The organism is Acinetobacter sp. TWP2-2-3 (assembly GCF_049896445.1).
In the GTDB taxonomy this organism is placed as follows: domain Bacteria; phylum Pseudomonadota; class Gammaproteobacteria; order Pseudomonadales; family Moraxellaceae; genus Acinetobacter.
On sequence record NZ_JAFCUI010000001.1, the window covers coordinates 30,197 to 54,344 of the forward strand.

General features: G+C 43.0%; 23 protein-coding genes and 4 tRNA genes. 16 read left to right on the forward strand and 11 right to left on the reverse strand.

From position 1 onward, the window contains the following. Positions 1–459: 459 nt before the first annotated feature. From glnA to ACP7AK_RS00185, 6 genes are all read left to right on the forward strand, one after another. Positions 460–1,875, forward strand: coding sequence for a type I glutamate--ammonia ligase (glnA, locus tag ACP7AK_RS00160; RefSeq protein WP_004279641.1), 1,416 nt, complete (start codon positions 460–462; stop codon positions 1,873–1,875). A 90-nt stretch (positions 1,876–1,965) separates the two neighbouring features. Continuing rightward, positions 1,966–2,241: a hypothetical protein gene (locus ACP7AK_RS00165; RefSeq protein ID WP_004279642.1), complete on the forward strand. Its 276-nt coding sequence runs from the start codon at positions 1,966–1,968 to the stop codon at positions 2,239–2,241. Between the two features lie 2 nt (positions 2,242–2,243). Then, positions 2,244–2,750, forward strand: coding sequence for a chorismate--pyruvate lyase family protein (locus ACP7AK_RS00170; protein ID WP_155861875.1), 507 nt, complete (start codon positions 2,244–2,246; stop codon positions 2,748–2,750). A 5-nt stretch (positions 2,751–2,755) separates the two neighbouring features. Next, complete coding sequence (ubiA, locus tag ACP7AK_RS00175; RefSeq protein ID WP_253159093.1) at positions 2,756–3,637, forward strand: 4-hydroxybenzoate octaprenyltransferase; 882 nt, start codon at positions 2,756–2,758, stop codon at positions 3,635–3,637. Between the two features lie 110 nt (positions 3,638–3,747). Next, complete coding sequence (locus ACP7AK_RS00180; RefSeq protein ID WP_253113860.1) at positions 3,748–4,989, forward strand: lipase family protein; 1,242 nt, start codon at positions 3,748–3,750, stop codon at positions 4,987–4,989. Positions 4,990–5,117: 128 nt separating this feature from the next. Then, a complete protein-coding gene (locus ACP7AK_RS00185; protein WP_253175248.1) occupies positions 5,118–5,381 on the forward strand; it encodes a hypothetical protein in 264 nt (87 codons plus the stop codon). Between the two features lie 185 nt (positions 5,382–5,566). On the opposite strand, the gene ACP7AK_RS00190 is transcribed toward ACP7AK_RS00185, so the two are convergent. The 8 genes from ACP7AK_RS00190 to ACP7AK_RS00225 form a co-directional block, all read right to left on the reverse strand. Next, entirely contained in the window at positions 5,567–6,556 is a 990-nt protein-coding gene (locus ACP7AK_RS00190) for a diaminopimelate dehydrogenase (RefSeq protein ID WP_425877938.1), read from the reverse strand. Positions 6,557–6,872: 316 nt separating this feature from the next. Next, positions 6,873–7,316, reverse strand: coding sequence for a DUF2726 domain-containing protein (locus tag ACP7AK_RS00195; RefSeq protein WP_168730734.1), 444 nt, complete (start codon positions 7,314–7,316; stop codon positions 6,873–6,875). Positions 7,317–7,377: 61 nt separating this feature from the next. Next, positions 7,378–7,453: transfer RNA gene (locus ACP7AK_RS00200), tRNA-Asn, on the reverse strand. A 6-nt stretch (positions 7,454–7,459) separates the two neighbouring features. Continuing rightward, positions 7,460–7,535, reverse strand: a tRNA-Asn gene (locus ACP7AK_RS00205). A gap of 291 nt (positions 7,536–7,826) precedes the next feature. Continuing rightward, positions 7,827–7,902: transfer RNA gene (locus ACP7AK_RS00210), tRNA-Asn, on the reverse strand. Between the two features lie 5 nt (positions 7,903–7,907). After that, positions 7,908–7,983, reverse strand: a tRNA-Asn gene (locus ACP7AK_RS00215). Positions 7,984–8,131: 148 nt separating this feature from the next. Then, positions 8,132–8,758: a superoxide dismutase gene (locus ACP7AK_RS00220; RefSeq protein WP_004646486.1), complete on the reverse strand. Its 627-nt coding sequence runs from the start codon at positions 8,756–8,758 to the stop codon at positions 8,132–8,134. 153 nt (positions 8,759–8,911) lie between these two features. Beyond that, a complete protein-coding gene (locus ACP7AK_RS00225) occupies positions 8,912–9,670 on the reverse strand; it encodes a Nif3-like dinuclear metal center hexameric protein (protein WP_168730735.1) in 759 nt (252 codons plus the stop codon). 170 nt (positions 9,671–9,840) lie between these two features. On the opposite strand from ACP7AK_RS00225, the gene ACP7AK_RS00230 reads away from it, so the two are divergent. The 9 genes from ACP7AK_RS00230 (at position 9,841) to ACP7AK_RS00270 (ending at position 17,845) form a co-directional block, all read left to right on the forward strand. After that, positions 9,841–11,022, forward strand: coding sequence for a S1C family serine protease (locus tag ACP7AK_RS00230; protein WP_425877941.1), 1,182 nt, complete (start codon positions 9,841–9,843; stop codon positions 11,020–11,022). A 136-nt stretch (positions 11,023–11,158) separates the two neighbouring features. Then, on the forward strand, positions 11,159–11,416 hold the full coding sequence (locus tag ACP7AK_RS00235) for a hypothetical protein (protein WP_184412569.1): 258 nt from the start codon (positions 11,159–11,161) through the stop codon (positions 11,414–11,416). Positions 11,417–11,496: 80 nt separating this feature from the next. Beyond that, positions 11,497–12,288, forward strand: a complete 792-nt coding sequence (gene rutD / locus ACP7AK_RS00240; RefSeq protein ID WP_253146157.1) for a pyrimidine utilization protein D — start codon at positions 11,497–11,499, stop codon at positions 12,286–12,288. Between the two features lie 337 nt (positions 12,289–12,625). Then, positions 12,626–13,732, forward strand: coding sequence for a pyrimidine utilization protein A (rutA, locus tag ACP7AK_RS00245; RefSeq protein WP_425877944.1), 1,107 nt, complete (start codon positions 12,626–12,628; stop codon positions 13,730–13,732). Beyond that, positions 13,729–14,490 carry a pyrimidine utilization protein B gene (gene rutB / locus ACP7AK_RS00250; protein WP_425877946.1) on the forward strand — a complete coding sequence of 254 codons (762 nt, stop codon included), beginning with the start codon at positions 13,729–13,731 and terminating at the stop codon, positions 14,488–14,490. Before rutA ends, rutB begins: the two co-directional genes overlap by 4 nt. Positions 14,491–14,523: 33 nt before the next feature. Next, complete coding sequence (gene rutC / locus ACP7AK_RS00255; protein ID WP_325777651.1) at positions 14,524–14,904, forward strand: pyrimidine utilization protein C; 381 nt, start codon at positions 14,524–14,526, stop codon at positions 14,902–14,904. A 79-nt stretch (positions 14,905–14,983) separates the two neighbouring features. Further along, positions 14,984–15,565 (forward strand): NADH-dependent FMN reductase RutF, encoded by a 582-nt coding sequence (gene rutF, locus ACP7AK_RS00260; RefSeq protein WP_325777650.1) that lies wholly within the window; start codon positions 14,984–14,986, stop codon positions 15,563–15,565. Between the two features lie 33 nt (positions 15,566–15,598). Beyond that, positions 15,599–16,954 carry a pyrimidine utilization transport protein G gene (gene rutG, locus ACP7AK_RS00265; protein WP_425877948.1) on the forward strand — a complete coding sequence of 452 codons (1,356 nt, stop codon included), beginning with the start codon at positions 15,599–15,601 and terminating at the stop codon, positions 16,952–16,954. A 51-nt stretch (positions 16,955–17,005) separates the two neighbouring features. After that, a complete protein-coding gene (locus ACP7AK_RS00270) occupies positions 17,006–17,845 on the forward strand; it encodes an NAD(P)-dependent oxidoreductase (protein ID WP_425878571.1) in 840 nt (279 codons plus the stop codon). A 183-nt stretch (positions 17,846–18,028) separates the two neighbouring features. On the opposite strand, the gene ACP7AK_RS00275 is transcribed toward ACP7AK_RS00270, so the two are convergent. The 3 genes from ACP7AK_RS00275 to lipA all read right to left on the reverse strand — a co-directional run bounded on the left by ACP7AK_RS00275 (position 18,029) and on the right by lipA (position 22,465). Beyond that, positions 18,029–18,421, reverse strand: a complete 393-nt coding sequence (locus ACP7AK_RS00275) for a carboxymuconolactone decarboxylase family protein (RefSeq protein ID WP_195724929.1) — start codon at positions 18,419–18,421, stop codon at positions 18,029–18,031. Positions 18,422–18,593: 172 nt separating this feature from the next. Further along, positions 18,594–21,098, reverse strand: coding sequence for an acyl-CoA dehydrogenase (locus tag ACP7AK_RS00280; protein ID WP_425877950.1), 2,505 nt, complete (start codon positions 21,096–21,098; stop codon positions 18,594–18,596). Positions 21,099–21,451: 353 nt separating this feature from the next. Further along, a complete protein-coding gene (lipA, locus tag ACP7AK_RS00285; RefSeq protein WP_425877952.1) occupies positions 21,452–22,465 on the reverse strand; it encodes a lipoyl synthase in 1,014 nt (337 codons plus the stop codon). A 213-nt stretch (positions 22,466–22,678) separates the two neighbouring features. On the opposite strand from lipA, the gene sthA reads away from it, so the two are divergent. After that, entirely contained in the window at positions 22,679–24,094 is a 1,416-nt protein-coding gene (sthA, locus tag ACP7AK_RS00290; RefSeq protein ID WP_004646501.1) for a Si-specific NAD(P)(+) transhydrogenase, read from the forward strand. The last annotated feature ends 54 nt before the right edge of the window (positions 24,095–24,148 follow it).

A 24,148-nucleotide genomic window follows, 5' to 3' on the forward strand; every position in this document is an offset into this window, starting at 1 on the left:
AATAATTAAGCTTTATATAAACTTTTCTATTGAAAGTAGATTTAAAGAAAATGCCTCATAATAGGCATACAATCCCAAATGAATCGCAAAATTTTCTTTACTGATATCTACCAAAAAACGCTCAATTTTTAGCCAAAAACAAGTAAAAACATAACAAAAGTAAGAAAAAGCAGCATATTTGCTATAAAAAGCTATGTTTCTCATACATCTTTATAGATACATGCACTATTTAGGTGCGCTAAAAAATAAAGCTGAAATAAAATAAATGAAGAATGCTTGAATATGGTGCATTTAGTTTTGCAGCTAGTATAATAGCCGCAAAGTATTTTTGTCACTTCATGATTTCTTATAAAGATTTCAAGATTTTATCTATACTTTTAAAAGTTGGTACGGTAATTGCTTAATAACTATCAACTGCTAACACGCACTTCACGGGTGCAACAAAAACATCGGAGCAAAATGAGCATGGCGAACAAGGTCCTTCAACTCATACAAGAAAGTGGCGCAAAATGGGTCGATTTTCGCTTTACTGATACCAAGGGTAAAGAACAACACGTCACTTACCCAGCAGACAGTATTGATGAAGATACATTTGAAGACGGCAAAATGTTTGACGGTTCTTCAATTGCAGGTTGGAAAGGCATCGAAGCATCGGACATGATTTTACGTCCGGATGCGGCAACAGGTTTTATCGACCCGTTCTTTGCAGAGCCAACAGTTGTTGTAACTTGTGACGTAATCGAGCCATCAACTGGTCAAGGTTATGATCGTGACCCACGTTCGATTGCGCGCCGTGCAGAAGAATATTTGAAATCTACCGGTATCGGTGACACTGCATTCTTTGGTCCAGAACCAGAATTCTTCGTATTTGACGAAGTAAAATGGGAAATCGACATGTCTGGCGCGCGCCATACATTGATCGCTGAAGAAGCTGCTTGGTCAACTAACAAAGACTACGAAGGCGGTAACTCTGGTCACCGTCCACGCGTAAAAGGCGGTTACTTCCCAGTTCCTCCTGTAGATTCTTCACATGACATGCGTGCAGACATGTGTGCGCGTATCGAAGACATCATGGGTCCAGGTCGTGTAGAAGTACATCACCACGAAGTTGCTTCTTGCCAGTTAGAAATTGGTGTGAGCTTCAACACTATGGTGCGTAAAGCAGACGAAGTTCAACAGTTCAAATATGCGGTTTGGAACGTTGCGCATCAATATGCAAAAACAGCAACCTTTATGCCTAAACCAATGGTGGGTGATAACGGTTCTGGTATGCACGTGCATATGTCGATCTCTAAAGACGGCAAAAACCTGTTTGCTGGTGATGAATATGCAGGCCTTTCAGAAATGGCGTTGTACTTCATCGGTGGTGTAATTAAACATGCTCGTTCTTTGAATGCGATCACCAACCCTTCTACAAACTCGTATAAGCGTTTGGTTCCACATTTCGAAGCACCGATTATGCTTGCTTACTCAGCGCGTAACCGTTCTGCATCTATCCGTATTCCTTACGTGTCTAGCCCGAAAGGCAAGCGTATTGAAGCGCGTTTCCCAGATCCAATGATGAACCCGTACCTAGGTTTCGCGGCATTGTTGATGGCTGGTCTTGACGGTATTCAAAACAAGATCCACCCGGGTGAAGCTGCTGACAAGAACTTGTACGATCTTCCTCCTGAAGAAGAAGCGAAAATCCCTACAGTGGCGCATAGCCTGGATATGGCGCTTGAAGCACTTCAAGCGGATCATGATTACCTGTTAAAAGGTGGCGTGTTCACGAAAGAAATGCTTGATGCTTATATCGAGCTTAAAACTGAAGAAGTTCGTCGTCTAAACACGACTACTCACCCAGTTGAATTTGATATGTACTACAGCTTGTAATTCATCACGAATTAAAGCGAAGAAAACCCGCGCATGTCGCGGGTTTTTTTGTATCATCTATTTATAATTTTAAATGATTGATGGGCTTAAATGGCACAACGTAAAAAGCACACCAGCTTTTATCCATGGATTGATCCAAAAGATCATAACAAAGGTTTTAAGTTGAACTTCTCTGAAGTGACTTATCTTGAAGTGGGGCGGACCCCCGAGGGTTATAAGCAGGCTCAATTTGTGGCGCTGAAAAATCCTGAAATAGCGCTGGATTATGCTTATCCAGAATCATTTTATTTGAGTGCTGAAGGTTTTATTTTAATTAAAACCCCACAAGGCAAATATGAAATCATTGCAAAAACAGATAACTGTTAACAATGAATAGTCGTTCTAGAAATCAAAATCAGCGTGTGTTGCTGTCAACTCTGCCTGCTGAGTTAAAACCGTGGCTGTATGCATCGGGTTCACTCACGCAACAACTGACCGATTTGGCGCAAGGACAATTCCATGTCGAGCCAATTCAAGAGCATTTTCAGCGTTTAAGCTTTGCCAATGCCAAATGGATGCAGATGTCACATCAGCATACTTCCTGGGTGCGTGAAAGTTATCTCTACGGCTCGGAACAGTCTCCTTGGGTGAAAGCCAAAAGCATCTTTCCGATTTTAAGCCTGCAAAAAAAAGCCCGAATTTTTCAGCATATTGGCACCAAACCGATTGGCTGGTTTCTGTTTCAGCGCACTAATCCACTGTGCCAGCGCCGGGTGGTACTTTTAGATGAGGGCTGGACCCGTCAGAGCTGCTATACTTGGCACGGCTGTAAATTTATCGTACAAGAAACATTTTTACCGGCATTTGAACACTTTATACAAAATTCACGGGCTTGATTTTTATGGCAACCGCACAAGCAATCACCTGGCGTGAGCGTCTTAGCGCCTATTATTATCTTTGTCGTTTTGATAAACCGATTGGGACTGAACTGGTTTTTTGGCCTACCATGTGGGCGCTGTGGATTGCAGCTCAGGGCATGCCACGTATTGAAATTTTAATTCCCATGATTTTGGGTGTGATTTTTATGCGGGCGGCAGGTTGTGCCATTAATGATTTTGCTGACCGTAAAGTCGATGCACATGTGGAGCGTACTAAAAACCGTCCGCTAGCGACTGGGATTATCAGTGCCAAAGAAGCTGTGATGGTATTTCTGGTTTTGGTGTCTGCCAGTGCCTGCCTACTATTTTTTCTGCCAATCGAAACTTTTTACTGGTCATTTGGGGCTTTATTTTTAGCGTTTATTTATCCTTTTATGAAGCGCTATACCCATTTACCTCAAGTCTTTTTGGGTGCAGCATTTTCCTGGTCGATTCCGATGGCTTATACCGCAGTTGGACAAACGCCGGATTTAACCTGCTGGCTTCTATATTTTGGTAATCTGGCCTGGACCGTAGCCTATGATACCCAATATGCAATTGCAGATCGTGAATACGATTTAAAGATTGGGGTGAAATCAACCGCGATCTTATTTGGTCGATATGATATTCAGATCATTAGCGCTTTGCAGGCCATTAGTATTCTTTTGATTGCTGTAGCACTTTGGCTAGAAAATTTACTGATTCCATTTGGTTTGGCTGCATTAATTGTTGTCGCTCTCGATTTTATTTACCAATGGTTTAAAACTCGAGATAAAAATCCACATTTGTGTTTCTGGGCGTTTAGGCATAACCGCTGGATTGGATTCATAATCTTTTCTGGAATTTTTCTGGCTCTTTGGTACTAACCATCTATCGGCTAATAACAAAAGCGTCCTATAAGGATGCTTTTTTTTATGCTTAATTTTGAGTGATCTCGATAAAAAGAGATAGGGAATAACAATAAAAGGATAGAAATATGCAGAATGGTTATAAGAAATTAATGTTGGGCGTACTGTGTTCTTCAGTACTGTTTTTATCTGCGTGTGGCGATGATGATAACAATGATATCTTTGTCCCCCAGCCAAAGATTTTTTTGAGTGAACAAGCCTATACCAAGGATGTCATAACCCAAGCATCAAGTATTCGAGTTATGCGATATAACATGCCAAATGTGCAGGGAAATACAGCAGAAGCTACAGCATTGGTTATCTATCCTAGAACTCCACAACCGAGAGACGGTTGGCGTGTAGTGGTGTGGGAGCATGGAACTGTTGGGAGTGGTGATAGCTGTGCACCAAGTTCAAATATTCTTAATCCACGGTTTAAAATAATGGCCGAGAGTTTACTCGCCAAAGGTTATGTCATCGTTGCACCTGATTATGAGGGTTTAGGAACTCGAGGGATTCATCCTTATCTGCATTTAAAGAGTGCCGCACAATCTGCAATCTATGCAGTGAAAGGGTTTAAGCAGCAGCAAGGCGATAAATTTAATGGTGCATGGGTATCTGTGGGGCAATCACAGGGTGGACATGCATCTTTGGGTACAGCAGAGTTTGCAGGGAATGATCCAAATTATAAAGCAGCAGTTGCAGCAGCACCTGCATCTAGTTTGGGCTATATTATTGGTACAGTTGCACCGCAAGCTTTAAATAAATTGATTTTAGGTGAAGGTGCTGGTGCCGTTCAACCAGGAACTGCGAAAGCTGTTTATTCAGAACTTCTTGCCTATGCAGCCTATGTCGGTGTTGGAATAAAAGCCTATGAGCCAAATTTTGCTTATCAAGATATCTTTGAAAGCACATCTGAGCTGGTTGCAGAACGTGCTGAAGGTACTACTGGTGAAAATGGTCTGTGTTTAGAAAATTTAATGACAGCTTTTAGTACGGATATAGATCAATGGTTACAGCAAAATCCTGGGAAAACAGTGGTGGACTATCCAGGGCTGACTGATAATTTTGATCAAAATTTATCTGTGAAAAATTTCTTAAGGGATAATCAGCCTGCTACCAAAAAAATAAATGTACCGGTAATGATTATTCAGGGTAAAGAAGATATGGCAGTACCTTATGATGTTACAGATGCCTTGCAAAAGAATTTGGCGGCTTTGGGTACGGATGTGACTTTCCTAGGAGTTGATGGTGCATCACATACTCAAGCAATCGTTTTAAAAAATACAGAGCTTGTAGAATTCATTGAAGAAAATATGCCAGCGAAGTAAAAATAAAAGCGAAGATATTAAAAGGAGCTAGGGCTCCTTTTTTATTTTCGCATTTTCAAAATTTGAGCAAGAGCTTTAATTTGTTATAGTAGGGGTGAAAGTTAAATGATTGTCAAAGCAGGTTTGTTATGTCCGAGCAGCCACAGCCCCGCAGTATAAAAAAGCTATTGATCTTCGGTACGCTTGCACTTTGTATTCCGGTATTTTTAATTAGTATGGCATTTCTTGCAGTGAATAGTGATGCTAAAAATCAGGAAAAATACAAGCAGCAGCAGGCAGATATGATTGCACGTATTGAAGCACGAGAAGCTGCGGAAAAGCTCAAAGCAGAGCAGGATGCTAAGGCAAATTCAATACAAGCTGCGTCTGAAAGTAGTGCAACAGCACCTTAATCTATCTAAAATCCCTTTGCACTTGTCTAATACTGCAAATGTCTGTGTAGTAGATAATTGCTCATTTGTCGAAAACTATCTCACTCGATTGTAGATATTCGATATTTCTTGATGAAGTAATTTGCGCTTTTCAACAGAAAAATATAGCCACCCATCATCCGATCGGTGGCTATATTTAAATCATCTTAAAGCAATTCTTTACGCAATTGCTCAGGAGATTTAATTGAAAGTAGAGCAGGTGCTACATCTAATGCTGTTTTAGCACCATATTGCTGGGTTTGATTCAGACGGTAGCAGGCACGGGCATAAGCCACTAACACACTTGCGGTAAACTCAGGATTGCTATTCAGCTTTAAAGAAAACTCAATCACCTGTTTTTGTGCATCACTGGTATTACCACTACGGATGACAAAACCGCCATGTGGCATATCCTGATGATCTTTCAGTAAAGTTTCCTCACTGATAAAATTCACAGTCGTATTATAATCGGCAAAATAATCAGGCATGCTGACGATGGTTTGTTCAACTGTTGCTGCATCAGCTCCTTGTTCCAATACCACATAACAGTCACGATGATGTTTGTCTTTGGTGCTTAACTCAGGTCGTGCGCCACTGCGGACTTGTTCAATCGCGTCAGTAGATGGAATGGTGTATTGCACACCAGCTTTCACACCTGCTACACGGCGGATCGCGTCTGAATGTCCCTGGCTTAAGCCTTTACCCCAAAAAGTATAAGTTTCACCATCTGGTAATAACGCTTCACCAAATAAACGGTTAATCGAGAACATGCCAGGATCCCAGCCAATAGAAATCATGGCTGTTTTTTTGTTAGCAAGGGCAGGTGCATCGACTGCAGCATAGTATTCCGGAATACGTGCATGCGTATCAAAACTATCTACAGTATTGAATTTACTTGCAAAGATAGGCGCTTGTTGTGGCAAGTCATCTTTAGAGCCGCCACAAAGAATCAGCACATCAATTTTATCGCTAAAATCATTTAATAGTGCATCCATGCTATACACTTGAGTTTCTGCAAAGCAAGGAGAGACGCTGCTTGGTGAGCGGCGAGTAAAAATACCGACAAGCTGCATATCAGGATTTTTTTGGATGGCAGTTTCAACACCGCGGCCAAGATTACCGTAACCCGCGATACCAATACGAATAGAATTTTGCATAAATAAACGATCACTGAATAAAAAAACAACGCCAAAAATAAGCAAGGTGATGATGGCCGGAAATGGAACAGGCCGATCAGGTCATCTGACTTATATTTTGTTTTCGAAAGGATTATAGAGCGATAATTTAAACTTTATCACCCTAGTTCTGCAGAAAGGCAGGTTTAACTGAGAATGCTTGTGATGAGACGCTAAATTGGACGAGGATAGGTTAGTTTTGAAGCATGAAAAGCTGCCGAGAAATTAAAAGCGGAGCAGGAGGCTTTGATTAATCCAATTCAAGCTGCAGCGAGAAATATCGAAATTGCAGCTTAATTTATTTTAAATCCCTTTGCAGTTGTCTGATAGTTGGAATCTGAGTGTATCGAATCACGGTATAGCCTGCTGCAATCAGCATCGCATCACGTTCAGCATCTTCCTGCTCTTTGCCAATATGGCTCGGATCATCCAGTTCGACAATCGCCACTACATTATATTCACGATCAAGTACTACGAAGTCTGTAACTTTACGATTAAATTGATTACGCATTTTCATCTGATCGTGCGTGATCAAAGCGCTAAATGCGACTTGTGCAAGAATGTGATGATGGGGAAAGGCATCTTTCAGACGTGTAAACATCCTGCTTTCAAAAGCAGTAATGACGCGCTTTGGATAGAATTTCTTTTGACGGGTGAAGAGATGCGGCAAGAGCAGGCAAACTAATGCAAAAGTTGCCAGGCAGCCAATCACAAAAAATATAAACTGACTCAAATTAAACACAGATCACAAAAGGGGAGAATAAAAAAACCCACTTCGCAATGAGTGGGTTTCTTCAGAATCTTGGCTCTCCCACCTGGGCTCGAACCAGGGACCTGCGGATTAACAGTCCGTCGCTCTACCGACTGAGCTATGGGAGAATAGATTGGCTCTCCAACCTGGGCTCGAACCAGGGACCTGCGGATTAACAGTCCGTCGCTCTACCGACTGAGCTATTGGAGAATCTGACAGCGATTATAGAGAGATTTGAAAAGGGGTCAAGGCACTTTTAGAAAAAAGCAGCATAAATTGAATCAAGTGTTTTAAAAATAGTCGAAAAGGTTTGTAGTTCAAACTGTTATGTTTATGTAAACCGGCCCTAACAGCAAAATCGTGATCAGCCTTAATTTTGATAAGTGATCTGGAGCATAAGAAATGAGCGGTTGATCGCGCATATAAATCAATATGATCTCAATTTAAAAAATACAGCTATAAAAAAACCCACTTCGCAATGAGTGGGTTTCTTCAAAATTTTGGCTCTTCCACCTGGGCTCGAACCAGGGACCTGCGGATTAACAGTCCGTCGCTCTACCGACTGAGCTATGGAAGAATAGATGGCTCTCCAACCTGGGCTCGAACCAGGGACCTGCGGATTAACAGTCCGTCGCTCTACCGACTGAGCTATTGGAGAATCTGATCGGCATTTTAGGGATGAATAACCAGGTCGTCAATCAATTAATGTAAAGAAATGAATTGTTTGCTTCATAAATATTCATTTAGAGCCTAAAAATAAAAAAATCACCCGAAATGGGTGATTTTTTTAGCAAAGAAATAAAAAATTATTTCTCAACACCTGCAGGCTGACCTGCATATTTCGCATTTGCATAATCCCAGTTTACTAGGCTTTCTAGGAAAGTAGAGATGTACTTAGGACGAGCATTACGGAAATCGATGTAGTAAGCGTGTTCCCAAACGTCAATCGTCAACACTGCAATTTTACCGTGCGCCATTGGCGTATCAGCATTTGAAGTTTTCATGATAGAAAGCTGACCGTTTACTTCGTCAGCCACTAACCAAGCCCAACCTGAACCAAATTGAGTAGTTGCAGCAGCAGCAAATTCTTCAGCAAATTTTTCATAAGAACCGAATGCTTCGTCAATTTTCGCAGCCAAAGTACCAGTTGCTTTACCGCCACCGTTTTTAGCCATACAGTTCCAGTAGAACGTGTGGTTCCAAACTTGAGCCGCGTTATTGAAAACACCTGCTTTAGAAGCATCACCAGCAGTTGCTGTAATAATTTCTTCTAGAGTTTTGCCTTCAAGCTCAGTACCAGCGATCAGGTTATTCAGGTTAACCACATACGTATTGTGGTGTTTGTCGTGATGGTATTCTAAAGTTTCTTTGCTGATGTGTGGAGCAAGATCTTCGTAGCCATAAGGTAATGCTGGTAAAGTAATGGTTGTCATGTTTTCAATTCCTTGCATTTTGCTGGGTTTTAACAATAAGTGGCTTTATTGTAATAGATAATCGGGCAGAAATGGGCATCGTGTATAAATAACAATACAGAATAAAGCCTGAAAATATATGAATAAAGCCACTGATCATAACCGTCAGTCGAATTAAATCGGATTGTTTAATTCGAAATAATCATACTCAATATTAAACTGTTCTGAAATAGCCTTGGCCAGGCGTTGCACACCGTATTTTTCAGTCGCATGATGGCCACAGGCATAATAATGGACATTCAGTTCCTGAGCTTCATAAAAGGTGCGTTCGCTCACTTCACCTGAAATATAGGCATCACAATCTTGTAGTGCCGCTTTTTGAATATAATCCTGCGCACCGCCGGTACAGAAACCGACTTTATGGATTTGAGTTTTGTCTGCAGGCAGATGAATCGCATCAAAGCCCAGCTTTTCTGAAACATAATTTTTAAAATCTTCCGGACTCATTGGCTGTTTTAAATAGCCAATATTGCCAATCGGACGTTTTTCACTCGGATCAAGCTGTTCGATATTTTCGAGTTCTAATAAATCCGCAATGGCAGCATTATTTCCCAGAGTTGGATGACTGTCTAAAGGTAGGTGATAGCCAACCAGTGAAATATCATTTTGAATCAGGGTTTTAATGCGTTTACCACGCATTCCCGTAATCGGATAGGCTTCTCCTTTCCAGAAATAGCCATGATGAACCAGCAATAGATCAGCGCCTTGCTCAATTGCAGCTTCAATTGCACTCTGGGAGGCGGTCACGGCACAGAGGATTTTATTCACTTCGGATTTGCCTTCAATCTGCAAGCCATTCGGTGCATAGTCCTTAAATTCACGTGCTGCCAAAGTTTGGTCACACCATTGAATAATATCGTTCAAATTCGCCATAAAATTCCTGTAAGTTTAAAAACTTGCCCATATTTATCTATAGGTCTAATTGTAACTAAAGCTGCACAAATCTCTGTGGAATTTTTTGTGTTTAGTTATGTATTTCGCATTACAATAGGACACAAATTACTTAGTCATCAACGAATTAAAATATTTTAGAGGATAGCAACGTGCGCCGCACCTTTACATGGTTACCCTGGGTGTTACTGATTTTAGTCATTATCGGTTTTTTGGGGTGGCAACAACTACAAAAACCAAAGGCACCAGTTGCGCCAGATGGTGTCAAAATGCCTGCTGAAAAAGTAGAGCCGTTGATTGATACGTCGCGCTCAGGAGGCGTGGTCTCCTATAGTGCTGCTGTAAAAGTGGCAGCACCCGCTGTCGTGAATATTTTTACTACCCAAAAAGTCAAGCAACAGGCGCATCCTTTACTGACCGATCCGGTATTTCGTGAATTCTTTGGCGATCAGTTGCCTGACCAGTATGGACAAAGCCCGAATGAAAACAGTTTAGGTTCGGGTGTAATTGTACGTCCAGACGGTTATATCCTGACCAATAACCACGTGATTGCACAGGCCGATCAGATTGTAGTGGCTTTGCAGGATGGTCGTCGTGCTGAAGCCAAGGTGGTCGGAACTGATCCGGATACCGATCTGGCTGTGATCAAGATTGAACTGACGCAATTGCCAGTTTTGCCATTTAAACTCAGTGGCAATGAAGTCGGTGATGTGGTTCTGGCCATTGGTAATCCTTTTGGTGTTGGGCAAACCGTGACGCAGGGGATTATCTCAGCAACGGGCCGTTCAGACTTGGGTATTAATACCTATGAAGACTTTGTGCAGACCGATGCTGCAATTAACCCGGGTAACTCGGGCGGTGCACTTATTGATGTCGCCGGTAATTTAATTGGCGTCAATACCGCAATCTTCTCGCAGTCTGGTGGTTCACTGGGGATTGGTTTTGCCATTCCGGCCAAAATCTGTCAGCAGGTGATGAATGCCATTTTGAAAGATGGCCGTGTGGTTCGTGGCTGGTTAGGGATCAGCTTATTACCTGCAGAGCGTGATGATGTCCTGCAACCCAAAGAAAAAGGCGTAACGGTCGCAGAAGTGCTCCCAGATGGACCTGCTGCCAAAGCGGGAATCCAGCGTGGTGATAAAATTATGAAAGTAAATGAGGAAGAGATTAGTTCCGCCTCACATCTGATTAATTTTGTGGCTTTGCAAAAGCCAAACAGTACCATTCAGATTGAAATTGAGCGGGCAGGGAAAACCATGATGCTAAAAGTTGTGGTGACTGAACGTAAGGCACAAGACAGTGCTTCACAATATATTCCTCTACCAGGCCAGTAAGTTTGATCAAAAAAATCCCTCATCATGAGGGATTTTTTTATGCAATTATTTCAGCTTGTTCTGATACAAAAGTGAAATATTAAGCGCTTTATAAATCATTTAGCTTAATGAAATAACATCAAAAGAGAAAATAAAAATGACTTTTATGACGGCAGATCAGGCCAAAATTTTATCCAATGTTGCTAACCTGAATATTGAAATGTATAAGCCACGTCTGGCGCAACTGATTGAAGATAATGCCCGGCAAGGCAATACAGCGGTACTGACAGTTTTTCCTAAACATCTGCCTTTGGAAGATATTCGTGACTTGTCTGCGGAGTTAACAGATCTAGGCTATAACGTGCGCTTTGAGGTACAGGAATTTTATTACAGCTTTAATGTGTACTGGCTATAATTTTAACAATTGTTCAAAAATAGTCCTGTTCAGGCATGTATTTTGCTGCACTCATCTCATAGCGAAACTATGAGAATTTTATGTCTTTATTTATTCATCGTGCAGCACGGGCCGATGCGCCTTATGTAGTGCTTTCTTCTGGGCTAGGCGGACATGCCAGTTTCTGGAATCCACAAATTGAAGTTTTGCAGCAAGATTTTCATGTGGTGACTTATGATCAGGAAGGTTGCCATTCGGATTCTGGACTGTTGTCAATACCTTATTGCGTAGATCATATGGCCCGACAGATTCTGGATTTATTGATCAATCAGGATATCCGTGAATTTCATTTTATTGGTCATGCATTGGGTGGGCATATCGGCATGCAACTCGCAACCTATCAGGTTGATAAAGCGTTTAAGTTATTCAGCCTGACTATGTTGAATGCCTGGGGAGAACTGGATTCACATACCCAAAAATGTTTTCAGGCACGCACATCATTATTGTTGAATAGCGGAGCCGAGGCTTATGTGCGGGCACAAGCCTTATTTCTGTATCCTCCACACTGGATCTCGACACATCTTGACCCGTTAACAGAAGCAGAAAATAAACAGCTACTGGACTTTCCGCCAATTCAAAATGTCTTAGCTCGTATACAGGCAGTGCAGGCTTTTAAGCTAGAGGAGGCACATCAGCAGGCGCTCAAAGATGTTCTTGTACATCTGATTGCCAATCAAGATGATTTTTTGGTGCCTTATCAACGCTCGCAACAACTTCAGCAATTATTGCCGCATAGTCAGCTCAGTCTGTTTGCAACAGGAGCGCATGCTTCTACAGTGACTGAAACCGCCCAGATCAACCAAAGCATACTGCAATTTTTAAAATCAGCCTGATATTTTCAGCAAGTAACTTTGTTTGCTCAAGCCAGAACCTGTTTCTGGCTTTTTATTTTTTCTAATGAATTATTTTTATGGTTTTTACTCAAAATCTGATTCTTCCTAAAAGCGATGATGATCAATTTTAATGCACCTGAATGAAACACGATGAGCAAAATTGATTCAGGGGTGAAAGTCATTATTTTACTAAAAATTCAAAAATATAAATATTAAGTATTTAAAAATAAATAAATAAAATAAATTGGCACGCGCTTTGCAATATTTTGAGCATAAATAAAAAACCTGAATTGGCAACAGGATTTTGAATATTGGTTAAAAATAATGAGGTGTGAAAATGAAAATAGGTGTCTTCTGTCCAATTGGAAATAACGGCTGGTTACTCTCTGAAAATGCACCACAGTACATGCCGACTTTTGAGTTAAACAAACAAATCGTGCAGCGTGCTGAACACTATGGTTTCGATTTCGCACTTTCCATGATCAAGCTGCGTGGCTTTGGTGGCAAGACCGAATTCTGGGAACATAACCTGGAAACTTTTACCCTGATGGCGGGTCTCGCAGCGGTGACCAGCAAAATTCAAATTTATGCAACGGCAGCCACTTTGGTCATGCCACCGGCAATTGTGGCACGTATGGCATCTACCATTGATTCTATTTCTAATGGCCGTTTCGGTCTGAATGTGGTGACCGGCTGGCAGCCACCTGAATACACCCAAATGGGCATGTGGCCAGGCAATGAGTACTTTGGCAAACGCTATGAATATCTGTGTGAATATGTACAAATTTTGCGTGAGCTTTGGGCAACCGGAAAATCAGACTTTAACGGTGAGCATTTCCAGATGGACGACTGCCGTGTTAGCCCGCGCCCGCAAGCCGATATGAAAATCATCTGTGCAGGTCAGTCGGATGCCGGTCTGGAATTTTCTGCGCAATATGCTGACTACAACTTCGTATTTGGTAAAGGACTAAATACGCCAACGGCTTATGCCGAAATCAATGACCGTTTGAAAGCAAAAACGGATGTGACGGGCCGTGATGTACAGACCTATGTACTGTTTATGGTGATTGCAGCCGAAACCGATGAAGAAGCTCAGGCTAAATGGCAACATTATAACGATGGTGCCGATATGGAAGCGATTAACTGGTTGATGAATCAGGGAGGGAAAGACACGACTTCCGGTACAGACACCAATATCCGTCAAATGGCTTCTAGCGTATCTCCAGTGAATATCAACATGGGCACCTTGGTAGGCTCTTATGAAAATGTGGCACGAATGTTGGATGAAATTGGTGAAATCAAAGGTACGGAAGGTGTGTTACTGACGTTTGATGATTTTATTCAAGGGGTTGAAGATTTTGGTCAAAAAATCCAGCCGCTGATGAAATGTCGTGACCATATTGTCATTGAAGGTGCAGCACCGGTTCTGGAGAAAAGCGCATGAGTGAATCAGTCGTAACAGCCGGTTTTACTGAAAAACTCGGCACAGGGAAAACGCTTAAAGCGGAACCCGAAGCGATTTGTCTTTCACCAGAACAGACAGCCTTGATTGTGATTGATATGCAGAATGCCTATACCTCTCAGGGTGGCTATCTGGATCTGGCCGGCTTTGATGTCTCGAAAACCAAGCCGGTGGTTGAAAATATTAAAAAGGCTGTTGATGCTGCACATGCAGCCGGTATTCAGGTGATTTATTTCAAAAATGGCTGGGATGCCGAATATAAGGAAGCAGGTGGTACCGACTCTCCAAATTTTCATAAATCCAATGCCTTAAAAACCATGCGTAAACGTCCCGAATTACAGGGGCAATTACTGGCCAAAGGTGGTTGGGATTTTGAGCTGATTGATGAGTTAAAGCCACTGCCACAAGACCTGGTTATTGAAAAGCCACGTTATAGCGGTTTCTTTAATACCGCATTGGACAGCATGTTGCGTGTCCGTGGTATTCGCAATCTGGTTTTTGTGGGTATTGCCACCAATGTCTGTGTGGAATCGACCCTACGTGATGGCTTCTTCCTGGAATATTTTGGTGTTGCGTTAGCAGATGCCTGTCATCAGGCGGGTCCGGTCGAGGCCCATGAAGCCAGCCTGTATAACATCAAGACCTTCTTTGGCTGGGTGTCAGATACAGCAAATTTTGTCAATACCTTTCAAAAAGAAAGTGAATCACTAAAAGAAACCAAATTGGCTGAAAGTGCCTAAAGAATTAAAGATCAGGATTAAGGAAAAAACAGTATGCCTAAAGAAATCATTATTCCAGAAGGAACGTCGAAACCATTAGCACCTTATGTACCGGCAACCAAGGCAGACAATATTGTCTATGTATCAGGCACATTGGCCTTTGATGAAAATAATAACGTGGTGCATGTCGGTGATGCCGCAGCCCAGACCCGGCATATTCTGGAAACTATCAAGCGCGTGATTGAAGAGGCCGGTGGCAGCATGGATGACGTGACGTTTAACCATGTTTTTGTCAAAGACTGGGCCGATTATGCCGCAATTAACACAGTTTATGCAGAATATTTCCCGGGAGATAAGCCGGCACGTTATTGCGTACAGACTGGTTTGGTAAAACCGGATGCGCTGGTCGAAATCGCCTCGATTGCCCATGTATAAGCCGAACCACCTGATTCAATTTCATCTATATCAGCCCTAAGACTGTCACTGAAAACTGACTTGGGGTGGGGAGAACCGCATGAATGCCAAACTGTCTAAAATTATTGCCGAAACATTTACAGAGAATAATGCATTAAATAAGGTTTTAAAGACTGAAACCGATGCTGAAGTATTTACTCAGGTCGACCAGCAGATTTTCCGTCAGGGCATGTCCAATCTGGGCGCTGCAGTAAATGTCATTACTACACAAGGCGATGCAGGGCAGGCAGGATTTACAGCTTCAGCCGTATGTAGTGTGACCGATACACCGCCAACTTTGCTGGTTTGCCTGAACCGTTCAGCTTCAGTTTATGAAATATTTAAGAATAATAAGGTTTTATGTGTAAATACCCTGGCATCACACCAGCAGCATCTGTCCAATCTGTTTGGTGGGAAAACACCAATGGCAGAGCGTTTCAGTCAGGGGAACTGGAAAACGTTGCTGACCCAGTCACCCGTACTTGAGGATGCCTTGGTCAGTTTCGACTGCGAGGTGGTGCAGCAATTATCCATCGGCAGTCATGATGTGCTGTTCTGTGAAGTGAAAGCCATGTGCCAGCGTCAAGGCAATGCGCTGATGTACTTTAACCGTTCTTACTGTGAGCCACACAAAATGTGCTAAATCAATTCAGTCCTAATCAAGGAGGGGAAGCTCATGCAAGAAAAAGAAACGTGGTTTCCAAAATTTAAGCCTTACCAAGGCAATATCGATACCACCCCGGTTCAAACAGATGAATATCTGCCGGCTGGTAAAAGTATTATTCTGGGGTTGCAGCATGTGTTTGCCATGTTTGGGGCAACCGTGCTGGCACCGCTATTAATGGGGTTTGATCCCAATCTCACGATTTTTATTACCGGGATTGGCACTATTTTATTTTTCCTGATCACGGGCGGTCGCTTGCCAAGTTATCTGGGTTCCAGTTTTGCCTTTATTGGTGCCGTGGTTGCGGTGACTGGCTATTCCGGTGTCGGGGCAAATCCCAATATCGGGCTGGCACTGGGAGGAACCATTGCCTGCGGTATTGTCTATGCCTTGATTGGCCTGTTGGTGATGAAAACTGGCACCAACTGGATTGAAAAACTAATGCCACCGGTGGTCACAGGCGTGATCGTGATGATTATTGGTCTGCATCTGGCACCGGTCGCAATTAAGAGTGTTTCAGCGAACCAGTTTGATTCCTGGATGGCGTTAATCACGATTATCTGTATCAGTGTGATTGCCGTGTTTACCCGCGGAATGGTGCGCCGTTTGCTGCTGCTGTTGGGTTTATTGTCTTCCTACCTGATTTATTTCCTGTTCACCAACGTCATGGGCTTCGGATCTGCGATTGATTTTACCAAAGTCAGTGAAGCAGCATGGTTTGGTTTGCCGAATTTCCAGAGTCCGGTCTTTGAAATGAATGCCATGCTGATGATTGCACCAGTGGCCATTATTCTGGTTGCAGAAAATCTTGGGCACTTTAAAGCGGTATCCGCAATGACTGGTAAAAATCTGTCGCCGTATATGGGACGCGGTTTCTTTGCAGATGGGGTTTGTACTTCATTATCCGCTTCTGTCGGCGGTACCGGGATGACCACTTATGCTGAAAATATCGGTGTGATGGCAGTGACCAAAGTGTACGCCACCACCGTGTTTATTTTTGCCGGGATCTTCGCTATTTTGCTGGGACTTTCACCTAAATTTGGTGCGGTGATCAGTACCATTCCAGTAGCTTTATTGGGTGGCGCATCGATTGTGGTCTTCGGGTTGATTACTGTGGCGGGTGCCAAAATCTGGGTGGATAACCATGTTGATTTTACCAAGAACAGTACCCTGATTATTGGTGCGGTGTGTCTGATTATGGGGACAGGTAATTATAGCTTGCAGATTGGTGGTTTCGATTTGGGTGGTATCGGTACTGCGACTTTGGCTGCGATTTTGTTGAACCTGTTCCTAAATCGTGGTGAAGATAAAGAATTGCCTGAACCTGCATCGACCGCAACAGAAGTTGAGGTTAAGCCAGTCGCTTAATATAAGGAGTATTTTTTGAGTCATACAGTTGCATTTTTAGGACTTGGGGCAATGGGCTGGCATATGGCCTCCCATTTGCCAAAACTCGGACATCCGGTTTGGGTCTGGAACCGGACTGAACAGAAAGCGCTAGATCATGCTCAATCTTTCAGGACTCAGGCAGTGGGTATTGAACAGGCGGTTCAGGCAGATTTTATTTTTTCTTGCTTGCCGACCAGTCAGGATGTAGAGAAGCTAATTGCTGCACATCCACCTAAACCGGGTGCAATCTGGATTGACTGTACCAGCGGTGTACCAGAATCGGCCCAAAAACTGGCAAATCGATTGGAGCAACAGGGAAGCTATTACCTGGATGCTCCGGTATCTGGTCAGACTGTTGGGGCAGAAAAAGGCACTTTAACCGTGATGGTGGGAGGAAGTGAATCTGCCTTTACGCAAGCCAAACCGGTCATTGCTGCTTTTGCTGGGTTGATTGAATATGTGGGAGAAAGTGGTTCCGGTTTTGCAGTGAAAGCCATTAACAATACTTTGATGGCTACGCATTTATGGGCGCTGGCTGAAGGCTTAACTGTACTGAAAGGGCAGGGAGTTGACTTAAGCAGTGCGTTGAACTGTATTAATCATTCCAGTGGTAAAAGTAGCATGTCGGAAAATATCATGGCGCAGCGTGTACTGAGCCGTGAGTTTCATAAAACCTTTGCGCTGGATTTATTGCAGAAAGATATTGGTATTGCTTTAGAACTGGTGCAACAGCAGCAACTGGATTTATCAGTGATGTCTTTGGTTCAGCAACAGTTTCAGCAGATTGCCAGACCTCAGGCCAGCCAGCTGGATTTTTCCGCTGCGGTACAAGGATTGGAACAACGTACGCAAATTGAATTAAGGGGATAAAGTTTTTATTAAAACCTGTTATTAAGAGAAATAATTAATTTTCAATTAAGTTCATCGCAATAGATTTCTTTATCTAAAATATAAAAATCCGGGGATTTAAAATTCCCGGATTTTTATTTCAATTGCTTTAAATAGCCTAAGCTAATTTTAATATGACAAGCTCAAACAATTTAAATAAATATCTTAATTTTGTTGATTCGTCTCATATTCCTGAATGACTTCAAGCGCGGCACGAAACGCTTCCTGGGTTGCCGGTGCACCGCAGTAAGGCAGACTATGCAACAACACTTCCTGAATTTCCTCAACCGTTGCGCCGTTATTTAGGGCACCTCGCACATGACCTTTTAGTTCAGTGGGACTTTTTTGCGCGGTTAGAAATGCAATGGTAATTAAAGAACGATATTTACGCGGTAAAATACCTTCACGTTGCCAGGTCGAACCCCAGGCATGTTCATTAATCCAGTCCTGTAATGGCTGGGTAAAAGGCACGGTATTTTCCTGAGCACGCTGCACAAAGCTTTCCCCCATTACTTCAGTACGGACTTTCAAGCCATTTTCATAATCTTGTTGTGACATGCTTTATCCTCAATTTTATTATTGCTTTAGCTTAACGCTTTTAAGCCAAAATACTATCGTGCAATAGTCGTAAAAAAAAGTGGCTGAAAAGCCACTTATGAAGCTTCCAAAGTGAGGTATTGAAACATGGCTCCACTCTGGAATTTATGACACCTTTGATCAAAAGTTTGATTTAAGGTGATACTGAGTGTGAAGGATCAGTTTGCACTGAAGTATCGGTACCTGTAGCATCTTCCTTGATGAGATACGGATTCTCAAGCTCTAATACCTCATTCAAATGCAGATCGAATACATCGGTCAACATGCTGTCATAACGGCGCGCATTATAGTGCAGCAGTTTTTCTGCTTCCTGATCATTAATAAAGCCTTGTAGCTGTGCATCGGCTACATGCTCAGCAAAACTGAGTCCTTTAAATTGTCCTTTATTTTCAGCTTTTTTAAAGCGATCCCAGAGTTTTTCAATCTTGAGTAGCAGATTGAAAGTAGATTCCATACGGCCAGTGACATCATTTTCATTAATATTATAGTAGACATGTTTTTTGAGTGACCGCCGGAAAGCATTGTTTTCCATCATGCTGTTTGCTACCTGTTGTTTCAGCTGGTCTGATGGTTTCTGTACCGGACGGCCAAATGGGAAACATAGCAGTTTGACCATGCCTGCTGCTGCACCTGATGGAAAGTTAGCAAACAGGTCAAAAAATGCTTCTTGCGCTGTATACAGAGACTTTTCTACCGCAAGCTGTGCATGTAAACGCTCATCTTCAGTCTTTTTGCTATGCTCAAAATATTTCAGAATTGAGGAAGCAATAAACAGATGTGCATGAATATCGGCCAGACGACCCGAAAGCATTTCCTTACGTTTGATATCCCCTGCGAGTAAACCTAGGCACATATCCGCAGTTAAAGCAAAGTTGGCACTCAGCCGATTAATGATCTTATAATAAGGCTGGGTGAAATCAACCGCACTTTGCGGCGCAGCACTTGAGCCACCTGTAAAGGCATAGGCAAAGGAGCGAGCAGTCCGGTTAAAGGTGTAACCCAAATGCTTAAACAGCAAGTTATCAAAAGGATTTAGAGCCGCTGCCGAGTCTTCTGCCTGTAAGAGCTGTAATTCTTCATATAGATAAGGATGGCAGCGCATTGAACCCTGTCCAAAAATCATCAAGGAACGACTGAGAATATTGGCGCCTTCGACGGTAATGGAGACTGGAATTGCCTGATAGTAAGGTGCCAGAAAGTTACGCGGCCCCATCTGAATGGCACGACCACCGACCACATCCATGCCGTGATTGACCACTTTACGCATGCCTTCAGTTGCATAGTATTTGGCAATCGCCGTCATTACGGCAGGCTTGCCACCCTGATTCAGACCACAGGTGACCAGATAACGGAAGGCTTCCAGCATATAGGTGTCACTGGCGATTTCACTGGTGGCTTCCTGAACACCCTCAAACTTACCAACTGAAATCTTGAATTGCTGACGAATACGAGAGAAAGCACCCACATTTAAATAAGTCATTTCTGAAGTAGAAGTAGACAGCGCTGGTAGGGAGATGCCACGACCGACTGCCAAACATTCCATCAGCATACGCCAGCCTTTGCCGGCATTTTTGACGCCACCAATAATCCAGTCCAGAGGAATAAACACATCTTTACCTTCAACCGTACCATTCATGAATGGTGGTCCGGGGTTATGCCGTGGTCCCACTATTACGCCTTCATGACTGGCAGGGAGCAGGGCACAGGTAATGCCGTATTCAGTCTGTTCACCCAGAAGATGATCAGGGTCATACATTTTAAAGGCCAGACCCACCACTGTCGCAATTGGTGCCAAAGTAATCCAGCGTTTGGAAAAATTCATTCTCAGGCCTAAGACTTCCTGACCTTCAAACTGGCCATAGCAGACCACGCCCGTATCAGGAATCGCACCGGCATCGGAGCCGGCTTCCGGACTGGTCAAACCGAAACAGGGAATTTCTTCGCCTCGCGCCAGACCCGGCAGATAACGGTCTTTCTGTTCTTCGGTACCATAATGCAGTAACAGCTCGCCTGGTCCGAGTGAGTTCGGTACCATACAACTCACGGCTGTGGTCAGAGATCGCGAAGCAATCTTGCTCATCACCCGACTTTGGGCAAAGGAGCTAAAGGCACGACCGCCGTATTCTTTGGGAATAATCAGGCCCAAGAAACCATGTTCCTTAATATATTGCCAGACATGATCAGGCAGCGCTTTTTGCTCATGAATTTCCCATTCATCCAGCATGCTGCACAAGGTTTCAACTTCATTGTCCAGAAATGCCTGTTCTTCTAGCGACAGCTTTGGATAAGGATAACTGTTAAAGGTTTCCCAATTCGGTGCACCCATAAACAGCTCTTTTTCCCACCAGCTAGTTCCGGAGTCCAGTGCTTCACGTTCTGTCGGACTGATACTCGGCATGGCATTTGCCAGTGCTTTATAGGCCGGTTTGGAAATAAACGACATACGTAAAGGGTCGATCATCACTACAAGGCTAATTAGGATCAGCGGAATGCCGAGAATCAGCGACCATGGGCTAATAAAAGCGCAGACAATTGACACGATGATCAGCGCAATTGCACCCGCGCTACGGGAGAGCTCAAAATAGAAAACGGCCCATAAACTGAGTAATAGCAGTAGTACAGCAAATATAAATAGCATTGTTATAGTTCTCCAGATTTATACAACGCTGCCTGTGCCGAGATCTCATAGAATTTTTGTCACAGTTCATTCATTTTTTTGTCGATTGAGGATCGGACAGGTTCAGCATTGCACGTGTGAGAATGATCGTTTTCAAGTCTTGCAACGATATTTTTAAATCTTTCATCTATTTTTGAGATTGTTTGAAAAATGCTCAGTCTTCAAGTGAGAACGCGCAAAGAAATGTGAAGATAAGTAATGACTTAATCTTATCTAAAATAAAAATGGGGTTTAACACTCAGTAAAGATTTAAATTGAAGAGATAAAAAAGCCCTCTACAAGAGAGGGCTTTTATTTCATTAGTTTAAACAGGATTAAGCTTCAATGGCCTGAACTGCAATTTTCTTGGCAGGATCCACTTTACGACGCACTGCTGGTACAGGTTCGCCGTAGTATTGGCGGTCGGCAAAGTAGCTTGAACGAACCATTGGTGCTGCCCAGATATTACGGAAGCCCAGTTTTTGGCCATGTTCGGTATAACGCTCGAATTCTTCAGGTGTTACGAAGCGGTCAATCGCTGCATGTTCTTTTGAAGGCTGCAAATACTGACCAATCGTCACATAATCCACGCCATGCGCATGTAAATCATCAAGCAGAGCAAGCACTTCTTCTTCAGTTTCACCAATACCGACCATGAGACCACATTTGGTTGGTACGTCCGGGCAGTATTCTTTAAACATTTTTAGCAGGTTTAAAGAGTGCTGATAGTCAGAACCTGGACGCATGGCTTTATATAAACGCGGTACAGTTTCGATATTGTGGTTAAACACATCTGGCGGACATTCAGTCATGATACGCAGCGCGATATCTATACGGCCACGGAAGTCCGGCACCAGAATTTCGAGTAAGGTATTTGGGCTTAGAGCACGTGCTTCTTTAATACAATCGACAAAATGCTGTGCACCGCCATCCAGTAAATCATCACGGTCTACCGAAGTGATTACCGCATATTTCAAACCCAGGTTGGCAATGGTCTCAGCCATATGACGCGGTTCATCTGCATCCAGTGCATTTGGACGGCCATGAGCCACATCACAGAATGGACAGCGACGGGTACAGATATCACCCATAATCATAAAGGTCGCAGTACCGCCACCAAAACATTCAGGCAGGTTTGGACAGGCGGCTTCTTCGCACACCGTATGTAATTTTTGCTGACGTAATGTGGTTTTAATACGTTGAACTTCTTCAGGTGCCGCCATTTTCACCCGGATCCAGTCCGGCTTGCGTGGCGTTTCAACCGTAGGAACAACTTTTACAGGAATGCGGGCAACTTTTTCCGCACCGCGAAGTTTGACGCCCTGTTCAGGTTTACGGTTTTCAGACATATTCAACTTTTCCACTGTTTTTGAAGGGGGAGATACTCAAAGATAGCGCAGTTATTATAACGGACTTAGTTCTAAATAGGGCAAAAAGGGGTATTCATTTAAAAAATGTTCTTATCAAGCAATATATGTGAGTTAAATACACCAAATCAACAGGATTTACGTCATAATAAGAGTGTAGATTAAAGTGAATTTTTTAATTTTGAGGAGCGTTGAATGCCACGTAAAAAAGAGGTCGTTAGTGGGACTTTCGTTAAATATGATGCGGTAGTTCTAGGTTCGGGCCCTGCGGGCGAAGGCGCGGCAATGAAACTTGCCAAATCTGGTAAGCGTGTTGCAATCGTTGAGATGCGTGAACAGCTGGGTGGTAACTGTACCCATGTCGGTACGATTCCAAGTAAAGCATTGCGTCAAACAGTATCCAGTATTATCCGTTATCAACGTGATCCACTGTTTCAAAAAGTTGGGGACTGGAAGCAGTTCACTATGAAGCAAGTGTTGCGTCATGCGCATAAAGTTATTCAACAACAAGTAGATACACATTCACGTTTCTACGACCGCAATAAAATTGATATTTATCATGGTCGTGCCTACATTCAGGATCAAAATACCATTTTTGTATTTAACCCAGATGGCATTAAAGAAACGCTGATGTTTAAGCAACTGGTCATTGCCAGCGGCTCGCGTCCATATCGTCCAGACATTCTTGATTTTAATCATCCACGTGTATTTGATTCAGACAAAATTCTGGATCTGGACTATTCCATCCAGAAAATCATCATTTATGGCGCAGGTGTAATCGGTTGTGAATATGCCTCGATCTTTATTGGTTTGGGACATAAAGTTGACCTGATCAACACCCAACACAAACTTTTAAGCTATCTGGATGATGAAATCTCTGATGCGCTGTCTTATCACTTGCGTGAACAGGGTGTGCTGATTCGTCATAATGAACAGATCGACTTTTTAGAAACATTTGACGACCATGTGGTGATGCACACGCAAAGCGGCAAGAAAATTAAAGCCGACGCGATTTTGTGGTGTAATGGCCGTTCAGGCAATACCGATGGTCTAGGCCTTGAAAATGTCGGCCTGAAACCGAACAGCCGTGGTCAATTGACTGTGAATGATCAATATCAGACTGAAGTAGAAAATATCTACGCTGCCGGTGATGTAATCGGTTGGCCTTCGCTAGCCTCTGCTGCCTATGACCAAGGTCGTTGCGCAGGTGCCAACATGAGCGGCGAGAAAGACGTTGCGCCGGTGACTGATATTCCAACTGGGATTTATACCATTCCTGAGATTTCTTCGATTGGTAAGACTGAACAGCAGTTGACGGAAGAAAAGATTCCGTATGAAGTCGGTCAGGCATCGTTCCGTCATTTGGCACGTGCACAGATTACCGGTGATACTATGGGCGAATTAAAGATTCTGTTCCATCGCGAAACACTGGAAGTTTTGGGGGTACATTGCTTCGGTAATAATGCCTCTGAAATTATCCATATTGGTCAGGCAGTCATGAACAGCCCGAACAATACGATCAAGTACTTTGTAGAAACCACGTTTAACTATCCGACCATGGCGGAAGCTTACCGTGTAGCAACGTTAAATGGTATGAATCGTTTATTCTAAGTGAGATATTTTACTTAGACCGAAAAACCGCAAGTCTTCACTTGCGGTTTTTTT

Coding starts and splice junctions, on each gene's coding strand:
- glnA (WP_004279641.1), top strand. CDS start 460: ATGAGCATGGCGAACAAGGTCCTTCAACTCATACAAGAAAGTGGCGCA.
- ACP7AK_RS00165 (WP_004279642.1), top strand. CDS start 1,966: ATGGCACAACGTAAAAAGCACACCAGCTTTTATCCATGGATTGATCCA.
- ACP7AK_RS00170 (WP_155861875.1), top strand. CDS start 2,244: ATGAATAGTCGTTCTAGAAATCAAAATCAGCGTGTGTTGCTGTCAACT.
- ubiA (WP_253159093.1), top strand. CDS start 2,756: ATGGCAACCGCACAAGCAATCACCTGGCGTGAGCGTCTTAGCGCCTAT.
- ACP7AK_RS00180 (WP_253113860.1), top strand. CDS start 3,748: ATGCAGAATGGTTATAAGAAATTAATGTTGGGCGTACTGTGTTCTTCA.
- ACP7AK_RS00185 (WP_253175248.1), top strand. CDS start 5,118: ATGTCCGAGCAGCCACAGCCCCGCAGTATAAAAAAGCTATTGATCTTC.
- ACP7AK_RS00190 (WP_425877938.1), bottom strand. CDS start 6,556: ATGCAAAATTCTATTCGTATTGGTATCGCGGGTTACGGTAATCTTGGC.
- ACP7AK_RS00220 (WP_004646486.1), bottom strand. CDS start 8,758: ATGACAACCATTACTTTACCAGCATTACCTTATGGCTACGAAGATCTT.
- ACP7AK_RS00225 (WP_168730735.1), bottom strand. CDS start 9,670: ATGGCGAATTTGAACGATATTATTCAATGGTGTGACCAAACTTTGGCA.
- ACP7AK_RS00235 (WP_184412569.1), top strand. CDS start 11,159: ATGACTTTTATGACGGCAGATCAGGCCAAAATTTTATCCAATGTTGCT.
- rutD (WP_253146157.1), top strand. CDS start 11,497: ATGTCTTTATTTATTCATCGTGCAGCACGGGCCGATGCGCCTTATGTA.
- rutA (WP_425877944.1), top strand. CDS start 12,626: ATGAAAATAGGTGTCTTCTGTCCAATTGGAAATAACGGCTGGTTACTC.
- rutB (WP_425877946.1), top strand. CDS start 13,729: ATGAGTGAATCAGTCGTAACAGCCGGTTTTACTGAAAAACTCGGCACA.
- rutC (WP_325777651.1), top strand. CDS start 14,524: ATGCCTAAAGAAATCATTATTCCAGAAGGAACGTCGAAACCATTAGCA.
- rutF (WP_325777650.1), top strand. CDS start 14,984: ATGAATGCCAAACTGTCTAAAATTATTGCCGAAACATTTACAGAGAAT.
- rutG (WP_425877948.1), top strand. CDS start 15,599: ATGCAAGAAAAAGAAACGTGGTTTCCAAAATTTAAGCCTTACCAAGGC.
- ACP7AK_RS00270 (WP_425878571.1), top strand. CDS start 17,006: ATGGGCTGGCATATGGCCTCCCATTTGCCAAAACTCGGACATCCGGTT.
- ACP7AK_RS00275 (WP_195724929.1), bottom strand. CDS start 18,421: ATGTCACAACAAGATTATGAAAATGGCTTGAAAGTCCGTACTGAAGTA.
- ACP7AK_RS00280 (WP_425877950.1), bottom strand. CDS start 21,098: ATGCTATTTATATTTGCTGTACTACTGCTATTACTCAGTTTATGGGCC.
- lipA (WP_425877952.1), bottom strand. CDS start 22,465: ATGTCTGAAAACCGTAAACCTGAACAGGGCGTCAAACTTCGCGGTGCG.
- sthA (WP_004646501.1), top strand. CDS start 22,679: ATGCCACGTAAAAAAGAGGTCGTTAGTGGGACTTTCGTTAAATATGAT.